This window comes from Kistimonas scapharcae (assembly GCF_039540975.1).
Lineage (GTDB): Bacteria > Pseudomonadota > Gammaproteobacteria > Pseudomonadales > Endozoicomonadaceae > Kistimonas > Kistimonas scapharcae.
The window spans coordinates 71,781-80,597 of record NZ_BAABFL010000480.1; the positions used below are offsets into that span (position 1 = coordinate 71,781).

Here is an 8,817-nt window from a genome sequence, read left to right on the forward strand (position 1 = left end):
GCCAACCTCATAATAAACAATCCATGTCGTATAAATAGGACCTGGATCATCATCCTCTCAATAAAGTGCAACCTCTTGTCAACCCGGATATAGGCTGACTTCTGCTTTGCTCGCCGGGTTATCCATTCTTATTGCTGATAATTTTGCTGAAAGGACGCACGAATAGTCACCGTTCCCGACTGCCTGATATTTTCCATGGACAGCTTACCCAGACAGTTATCCGAACGGGTGCCAATATAGAGCCCCCCTTCAACAAGCCGGATCGAATTTGGCATGGGCATTGAGACATCAATGCCACTCGCTTCATCAATGATCCTGACCGTCAAACCATCGCTGCCGGTATCGATAGAGGCGCCATGAATATTCATATCCCAGTTCAACAACTGTTCGCTGATTGTAAGTACTTCCGGATCATTCAGGTTCTTTTTGACTATGGCCAGAATCAGCGTACTGAGAAACGCATGACGATCACCACCCTCTTCAAGGCTCACCATCCTCATGCCAAATGTTTTCCGCAGCGCATCATCATCCAACGCCTCCAGCCGTGTACCGGAAGGTAATTCACAACTGATTTCATCAGCCATTACTTCTGGCACATGGAATACAACATTGCCCAGCAACAATGCTGCAACGATCGTGACCAACCAATCATGTCTTAGAGAGAGCAAGCATTCAGTGCGCATGAGAAACTTTCCTGTTATTCGTTATAATCATTCGATCCCTGTTATACCTGCCATCTCAATAGCAAGCCTTTTCTTATGTTCAGGGTGAGTCAGTTTGGCGCTATCAGTAAAAGCTCACTGACCGTTTCCAACTTACCCATGTTTTTCATTAATCGGTCTTTATCCTCTTTATTGAGGCAGAACCGATTATTTTCAGGATAAATGGCCAGCATTGAGTCCGGATCACCAGGACAATGAATCACCAGTGATTCGATACCGGGCGCAGAAAAACACAGATCATCCGGATCATCGTCATCAGTCCGCGCCACTTCGTTAACACAAGGATCAATTTTCAGGGAAATCGTAAAGGTACCCGTCGATGTTGACCCCATCGGCTGCCGCTCCTCCTGACCCAAAAGCGATGAACGACCGAGATAAACCAACACTCCAAAAACAAGAACAACAACAACGACATATTTTTTTTGTATTTGATACAAAGCCCCAACTCCCTAGCACGACCAAATCCATGATGAAGGTCATCTCATCCCATTAAATTTACAGGGCGACGACCTGCAGAAAACTGACACAGATCAACAAAGCAAGGCATCCCTGATATTCCCCAACAACATGGTCTGGATTTATGGTTAGCGTGTACGTACTGATGATCCGAATCTGATGCATAGATCGCATCATTCGATCTGACACAGGCAACCAAGGGAAAGGCCTGTTTATGGCCTTTCCCTTGTTAACAGGAAGTTCACGACATCAGGCAGCCTGAAGCTTTGCCAACTCTTCTGCACGCAGGTCTTTTCTCAGGATTTTTCCGACCGGCGTCATGGGCAGCTCGTCACGGAACTCAATCAGTCTTGGGACTTTATACGCCGTCAGCTGCTCACGGCAGTATTTGTCCAGCATTTCACTGGTCAGAGACTTATCCCGAGCCACGACAAACAGCTTCACGGCTTCACCGGTCTTGCTATGGGGAACCCCAATAACTGCGCAGCATTCCACCAGTTCATGCCGCGATACGACATCTTCAATTTCATTGGGATACACATTGAAGCCAGAAACCAGCACCATGTCCTTCAGGCGGTCAACAATGCGGACAAAACCGTCTGGCTGGATAATCGCCACATCACCGGTTTTCAGCCAGCCGTCCTTGTCCAGGATCTCGGCCGTCGCCTCAGCGCGCTGCCAGTAGCCCTTCATCACCTGCGGCCCCTTGACGCACAACTCCCCGCGCTCGCCAACGGCTGTCTCATTCCCGTCAGCATCAATGGTCATCAGTGCAGTATTAGGCATCGGCAACCCGACAGTGCCCTGTTGAACCAGATCACCCGCCGGGTTCATGCACACGGCCGGGGAACACTCGGTCAGGCCATAGGCTTCAGATACAGTACTTCCAGTCATTTCTTTCCAGCGGTCCGCGGTATCGGCTGGCAATGCGGTTCCGCCAGACAGGGTGACCTTTAACTTGCTGAAATCACATTCCTTGAACTTCTCATGATTCATCAGGCTGACAAACAGTGTATTCAAACCAATGAATACGGTGAAACGCCAGGGCTGAATCATCTTGATAAATGTCGCCGTATCCCGGGGGTTGGCGATCAGGATGCTGTGGTTACCCATTTCCACCATGGCCATCAAATGCACCGTGAAGGAATAAATGTGGTAAAGCGGAAGAGGGGCAATGATGATCTCTTCGCCCGGCCGATGAAGCGGCAGACCATCCGGACCGGTCTGCTTCAGCATCGCCTTGGACTGCTGCATGTTCGCCACCATATTCCGGTGGGTCAGCATGGCGCCTTTAGCGACACCTGTCGTTCCACCGGTATATTGCAGTATGGCCACATCCGTGGACTTCGGTGCCGGCGGCGCTACATAGCGAGCCTTTGCACCTTGCTTGAGTACATTACGGAAACGCAGGGCATCCGGCAGGTTATAGGGTGCCACCATCTTTTTCACATACTTGACCGCCGCATTGACCAGCAAACGCTTGGGCATGGGCAGCATATCGGCCAGGCTCGTGACAATAACGGTCTTGATAGGCGTTTCGGTCAGAATCTGTTCTACCAGGTGGCCAAACACATCCAGGCAAACCAGGGCCTTTGCGCCGGAATCATTAAACTGGTGATGCATTTCCCGGGCAGTATAGAGCGGATTGGTATTGACAATAACCAGGCCAGCCTTCAACGCACCATAAACGGCAATGGGAAACTGCAGCAGGTTGGGCATCTGTATCGCAATACGATCCCCTGGCTTCAGGTCAGTATTCTGTTGCAGCCAGGCCGCAAAACAGGTGCTGTAATGATCAATATCCCTGAACGTCAGGGTATGACCAATGCCGGTAAACGCCGGCCGGTCAGCATTATTCCGGACGGACTCATTAAACACATCCAGAATTGAGTTGTACTCATCGGGGTTAATGTTGTCTGGTACGCCCGGGGCGCGCTTGCCATCCCAGAAACTGGTATCCATTGCTGTATCACTCTTCTTGCTTTCTGATGAGCACACCGTCATACCGATACCCTGAACAGACACGCCTGCAAGGTATCCCTACTCCAGTCTGCTGAAACCATGGGTCTTATTGTCAAGAACAGCTTCCCCCCTCTGGTTGAGAAAGCAGCCCCCTCGCCGCTGCCACTCAGGACAGCAGTTTCTTCAATTCGTTATACGACTGCCGCAAACAAGCGGCATACAATTCAGGATCCGGCAACATCCGCTGGCAACTGGTAAAGCTGATACTCAGCGAGCCGCTGTAACTGAACACAATATGGAACAGGCCGACCGTGTCGTAACAGGCCCCGGCACCATAAAACGCCTGCATTCTTGAACCGGCCAGGTAAAGGGGAAACTGTGGTCCCGGCACATTGGTGATGACCGTGTTGAACACCGGCTGGAGATGGTCGGCCAGGTTAAAGTGAACCGCCGCGCGCACCAGGGAGTGGGTCAGCGTCGTCGGCAACAGCTGGCTCGACTCCATCACTGCCAGCCCATTTCTTCTCTCCAGGCGCTCTTTGCCTGTATGGGTGGTACGCACCACCTCCCGCAGACGCCTGACAGGATCCTCAATATCCGTATGAACCTGCGGGCACATCACACCCACATGGTTGCCGTAAGTGTCGGCACTGTCACGCCGGGCACCCAGCCCCGGATCGGGTCGCATATTCACCGGAACCATCGCATTCAGGCTGCCTTCCGGCAACTCACCCTTGCGAACCAGGTAGCGGCGCAAGGCGCCGGAAATCACCGTGACAACCACATCATTGACCGTACTGCCCGGCACTAAGGTGCGCATGGCCTTGATATCTTCAAGACTGAAGGTCACGGCATCGAACACACGATGGGATGACAACTTACCGTTAAAGCGGGTTTTCGGCGCACGCTGTCGGCGCCCCTCTTCGGTCAGCAGTACCGAAGCCAGCTCTTTCATGAGCGGTAACGCCTGACGGCTCAGTGTCCGGGTCTTACCCAACAGGTTGCCTGGCAGACGCAGGGCAGCACGGGTAAGCATCTCCAGCCGGTTTGGCAGTCGATCCACAATAACGGGCGCCAACCGGTTCTCAACCGAAGACCCTTTGGGTGACAGGTCATGCAGCGCGGCCATAATCTGTGTGCCTCGCACACCATCAGCCAGCGCATGATGGATCTTGGTAATAACGGCGTAACAGCCTACAGGGAAACCCTCTACCCCATTAACCCCTTCGACCACATAGATTTCCCAGGGCGGACGACTCAGGTCCAGCGGACTGGCATGCAGACGGGCCGCCAGCTCACGCAGCTGTTTCCAGCTACCGGGTTTGGGCAGGGCGATATGCTGCAGGTGGAAACTCAGGTCGAAATTCGGGTCGCTGATCCAGCGGGGGAAATCCAGGCCAAACGGCGCACTGACATGCCGTTGCCGCATCACCGGCACCTGCGTCATGCGTCGTTCAAAATTCGAGAGAAAGACATTGAAATCAAACCGACCTTCAGCAGAGGTCGATGGGTCATAAATCGCCAGACACCCCACATGCATGGGTGTTGTATCTGTTTCCAGGTTCAGAAACAGTGTATCAAGCGCTGATAAGTGTCCGGTGGTGACCATGCGGTTATCTTGCTTTGCGTCTATCCGACCCGTTGCATCAACAGGTACTCGTCAAACCAGCGAGGCGCTGAAGCGCCCCGCTGTTTACCTTAACCGGCCTTGACAGCGGTTTTCGGTGCAGTCTTGGCTACAGGCTTTTCAGCGACTTCCTTTTCCTTGGTAGACTCTTCTACCTCTGTCAGCGCCTTGACCGCCAGGGTCAGCGCTTCGATCTGCTTGGACAGCGCTTCTTTCTCTTCATCAGTCTGCTCAGACTCAGGCAGCAGGGAAGAACGAACCTTACCCAGGGTATCGGTCATCTTGCCCATCAGCTTTTCGCGGGTTTCGTCGATCTTGTCGGAGTAACGATCACGCAGGTCATCGCCTTCAACCACCAGGTCTTCGAACAGCTTCTTGCCTTCCTGACCCATTTTTTCGTAACGGCCGTAAGCGCCCAGACCGGCCAACCACATTTTTTCGTAAACTTTCATGACAGAGTCACCTTGTTGATTCGCCGCAAGCGGCGACCTTATATTCCAACCGTCCAGTAACAGACAGTCAGCGATTACCAGTTAACACCCTTGAGCAGGTTCACCATCAGCTTCTGCTCCGGTGACGGCTTTTGCTCGCCCCCGTCAGACTTGCCCTGTGAGGCGGCACTCTCCGGAAACATATGGTATCCGGTATTCATTAATAGACGACTGACGCCGGGCAATAGATCATTCAGCAATGCAGAGAATGTGCCGAGACGTGTCGCAATGCGCGCAGGTTTCTGGACCACTGCCTTGATGATCAGCTCGGCGGCCTGCTCAGGCGAAAGTGTCGGTACATGGTCGTACAGCTTGGTCGGCGCAATCATGGGCGTTTTCACCAGCGGCATATTGATGGTGGTGAACTTCACACCCTTATCCGCATACTCACTGGCCGCGGAACGGGTGAAGGCATCCAGCGCTGATTTTGAAGCGGTATAGGCGGAAAAGCGGGCGTTACCAGCCAGCACCGCTATGGATGAAATATTGATGACCTGACCGCCGCCACGCTCAACCATGCCCGGCAGGAAGGCAAGCATCAGGCGCAACGCACCAAAATAGTTAATATCCATCGTGCGCTGGAAATCGTGGAGGCGGTCATAGCTGTGCTCAACACCACGGCGAATGGAACGCCCGGCATTGTTAACCAGAATATCCACACCACCGTGCTCACGAATAACCAAATCCGCCAACCGCTCAACATCGTCATCGGATGTCAGGTCTGCACTGCAGGCATGGGCGATACCACCCAGCTCCTGGATTTCTGCCGCAACCTTTTCAAGTTCCTGCTGATCGCGCGCCACCAACACCAGACGAGCCCGGGTTTCAGCCAGTCGCAAAGCCGTTGTACGACCAATGCCGGATGAAGCCCCCGTGATCATGATGACCTTGCCTTCTACCTGACGATTCAGGTTTTCCGGCTCAATCCGCTCTTCATCCAGGTGCTGCTCCCAGTAAGCCCACAGTACACGGGCATATTCTTCCGGGGATTTCAGGCGAATACCGCTGCCTTCGAGCGCCAGGTCGGTATTGGTGCGATCAAAGCGGGTGGGATACTCCAGGAATGCCAGGGTTTCACGGGGAATACCTAGATCCTTAAGCAGCATATCCGTGAAGCGCTGCACGCTGGGCATACCGGTGATGCTCTTGGCAAACATGGTCACCAGAGGATTGAAGTTCGCCGCATCAATACGCATGCTCATTTTGGGCGCGCGGGCAGTTTCGGCAAACAGGTTCAGCAGTTCACCCAGACGACGCGGGTTCGGGTCTGTCAGATGGAAACAGCGGTTATCGCAATCAGACTGGTGCGCGATATGATCCATGGCGTCAGCCACATAATCGACAGGCACCAGGTTCAGCTGTCCACCTTCCAGCCCCACCAGCGGCATCCACTCCGGTACGGAATCACGCAGTTTACGGATGGCATTAAACAGATAGTAAGGGCCGTCTACCTTGGGAATTTCACCCGTCACGGAATGACCAACCACCATACCCGGACGGTAAATGCGCCATGGCAGGCGGGTTTCACGGCGCACCAGCTGTTCGGAATCATGCTTGGTTTGCAGGTACGCATTATTCAGCGGTCCCGCTTCATCCAGCATGCTTTCATCAAACACGCCCTTGTACAGACCCGCGACCGCAATAGAGCTGGTCAGGTGGAAACAGCGGGCGCCGATTTCAGCAGCACAATCCAGTGCATGCCGGGAACCATCAACGTTGACAGCACGCTGCAACTCCAACGATGCAGCAATGTCGTATATTGCCGCCAAATGGAAAAACTCGATATTCAGGGAACGCAAAGCTGCCAGTGTCTCATTCTCAAGACCCAGCATCGGACGGGTAATATCCCCTTCATAACAATGAATGCGCGACTGCTCATTACGAAAACGTTCAAGCAGCTTCTGCGTGGCATCCTCATTACGGTCACGTACCAGGATATGCACCTGTCCCCGACGTGCCAGCAGGCGCTCCAGAAGATGGGTGCCAAGAAATCCGGTAGCGCCCGTAACAAAGTAGTGGGTTTCGAGGGGAGTTACTTTTTCAGAAGTCATTAATGGTCTGCTGATTCTGGTTGTTTAATGGTTGTTATGCGCTACCGTGCCATGACAGCAATACACAGGAATTTCCGAAAACAAACAGTCATCTATCCTGAGTTATCCAGAGGGGTTTACCGGGTGCGCTATTGGCGAGCATTGTACAGACCACAGCCTTTTACGTATGACGACGAACCGTAAAGACACGTAAAGAACAGGTAACTTTCTGATAAGAAGCCGGAATGACAGTGCTTTAAACGGACAAGAATCAAACAATCCAGTGATTCAAGTCAGTAAATTGACATTTAGATAGCCATTACCACCAAAACAGACACTAGCCACCAAAATCCTTACCGACATTCACATTCTGCCACTGTATTTAGAGGAAACCTTCAACGAATAATGCGTTTTGGCGATAGCACTGTATTGAGCATCCAATAACTCCCCGGTGATCATGAAGACTAAGGACAGCGTTATGCATGACACATCAATCCTGAGGTCAAAACTTGAAAAAGGTACCCGTCTACACCTGCCACATTGGGCCATTATCTTTCTTTCATTATTCCTGACGTTTGGTGCATGGTATTTTTCCAGCCAGCAAGTGCAGCAAAAAAACAAAACCAAGTTCGATCAAGAAGCCGAACGTATCATAAGCCTCGTCAAAGAAAGGATGCAGCTCTATGAAAATGCCCTTTGGGGAGGCGCAGCCCTGATTGACTCCAATGGCAGCCAAATGACCTACGACCAATGGAAAGCCTATGCAGGGAGCCTAAATATTGACCAGGCTTACCCCGGCATTAACGGTATTGGTGTGATTTATAATATAAAGCCCGAAGATTTTGAGAACTACTTATTTAAAGAAAGAAAAAAACGGCCACATTACACCGTTCACCCTATCCACAATAAAAAAGAATACTGGCCTATCACTTATATCGAGCCTGAAACCCCCAACAAAGCAGCCGTAGGGCTTGACATGGCTTTTGAGCAGAACCGGTACACTGCCATCAAACGGGCCAGGGATGAAGGCAGCGCCCAGGTGACAGGCCCGATAACCCTGGTCCAAGACGCAAAAAAACGCCCGATTTTTTATTCTATACCCCCGTATACAAGAGCGCCGGCATACCTGGAACCCTTGATGAGCGTCAGGCATCCATTCTTGGAGTCACCTATGCGCCATTTATCATGAGTAAACTGATGAAAGGGACTCTGGCACAAGAAAACAGGCATGTACGCGTCAGAATAAGCGATGAAGGCATATTGCTTTACAATGACAACTTGTCTGAAAAGACGATTGATACGACGTCGCTTTTTTCGACGTCCTCAAATATCGAAATGTACGGTCGAAACTGGATCTTTGATATCGAGACAGACTTAAGCTTTCGTAAGGACATACACTCCGACCAGCCCTATATCATACTTATTGGCGGCCTTGTTATTGATAGTCTATTCCTTAAATCCCGCTTAACCTTGGGAATGTGAGCAAGCTGGCCGTACTTTTGGCAACAGAGTACAGTTTTTGCACAAAA

At 51.7% G+C, this 8,817-nt stretch carries 6 protein-coding genes and 1 pseudogene; 1 reads left to right on the forward strand and 6 read right to left on the reverse strand.

All coding sequences use genetic code 11. The annotated features are described in order from the left end of the window. Positions 1-128 precede the first annotated feature (128 nt). The 6 genes from ABD892_RS26475 to ABD892_RS26500 all read right to left on the reverse strand — a co-directional run bounded on the left by ABD892_RS26475 (position 129) and on the right by ABD892_RS26500 (position 7,309). A complete protein-coding gene (locus ABD892_RS26475) occupies positions 129-683 on the reverse strand; it encodes a hypothetical protein (protein ID WP_345199387.1) in 555 nt (184 codons plus the stop codon). 89 nt (positions 684-772) lie between these two features. Then, positions 773-1,054 carry a hypothetical protein gene (locus ABD892_RS26480; RefSeq protein ID WP_345199389.1) on the reverse strand — a complete coding sequence of 94 codons (282 nt, stop codon included), beginning with the start codon at positions 1,052-1,054 and terminating at the stop codon, positions 773-775. Positions 1,055-1,427: 373 nt separating this feature from the next. Then, complete coding sequence (locus tag ABD892_RS26485) at positions 1,428-3,140, reverse strand: AMP-binding protein (protein ID WP_345199394.1); 1,713 nt, start codon at positions 3,138-3,140, stop codon at positions 1,428-1,430. Positions 3,141-3,306: 166 nt separating this feature from the next. After that, positions 3,307-4,749, reverse strand: coding sequence for a WS/DGAT/MGAT family O-acyltransferase (locus tag ABD892_RS26490; RefSeq protein ID WP_345199390.1), 1,443 nt, complete (start codon positions 4,747-4,749; stop codon positions 3,307-3,309). A gap of 89 nt (positions 4,750-4,838) precedes the next feature. Then, a complete protein-coding gene (locus tag ABD892_RS26495; RefSeq protein ID WP_345199395.1) occupies positions 4,839-5,300 on the reverse strand; it encodes a phasin family protein in 462 nt (153 codons plus the stop codon). Beyond that, complete coding sequence (locus ABD892_RS26500; protein WP_345199391.1) at positions 5,294-7,309, reverse strand: SDR family oxidoreductase; 2,016 nt, start codon at positions 7,307-7,309, stop codon at positions 5,294-5,296. The genes ABD892_RS26495 and ABD892_RS26500 overlap by 7 nt, the downstream gene beginning before the upstream one ends. 715 nt (positions 7,310-8,024) lie before the next feature. On the opposite strand from ABD892_RS26500, the pseudogene ABD892_RS27195 reads away from it, so the two are divergent. Further along, positions 8,025-8,770 (forward strand): annotated as a pseudogene (locus ABD892_RS27195) (CHASE domain-containing protein). Positions 8,771-8,817 lie beyond the last annotated feature (47 nt).

What these genes read in the sequence shown, in the direction of transcription:
- ABD892_RS26475 (WP_345199387.1), bottom strand. Translation starts at nt 683, where the DNA reads ATGCGCACTGAATGCTTGCTCTCTCTAAGACATGATTGGTTGGTCACG.
- ABD892_RS26480 (WP_345199389.1), bottom strand. Translation starts at nt 1,054, where the DNA reads ATGGGGTCAACATCGACGGGTACCTTTACGATTTCCCTGAAAATTGAT.
- ABD892_RS26485 (WP_345199394.1), bottom strand. Translation starts at nt 3,140, where the DNA reads ATGGATACCAGTTTCTGGGATGGCAAGCGCGCCCCGGGCGTACCAGAC.
- ABD892_RS26490 (WP_345199390.1), bottom strand. Translation starts at nt 4,749, where the DNA reads ATGGTCACCACCGGACACTTATCAGCGCTTGATACACTGTTTCTGAAC.
- ABD892_RS26500 (WP_345199391.1), bottom strand. Translation starts at nt 7,309, where the DNA reads ATGACTTCTGAAAAAGTAACTCCCCTCGAAACCCACTACTTTGTTACG.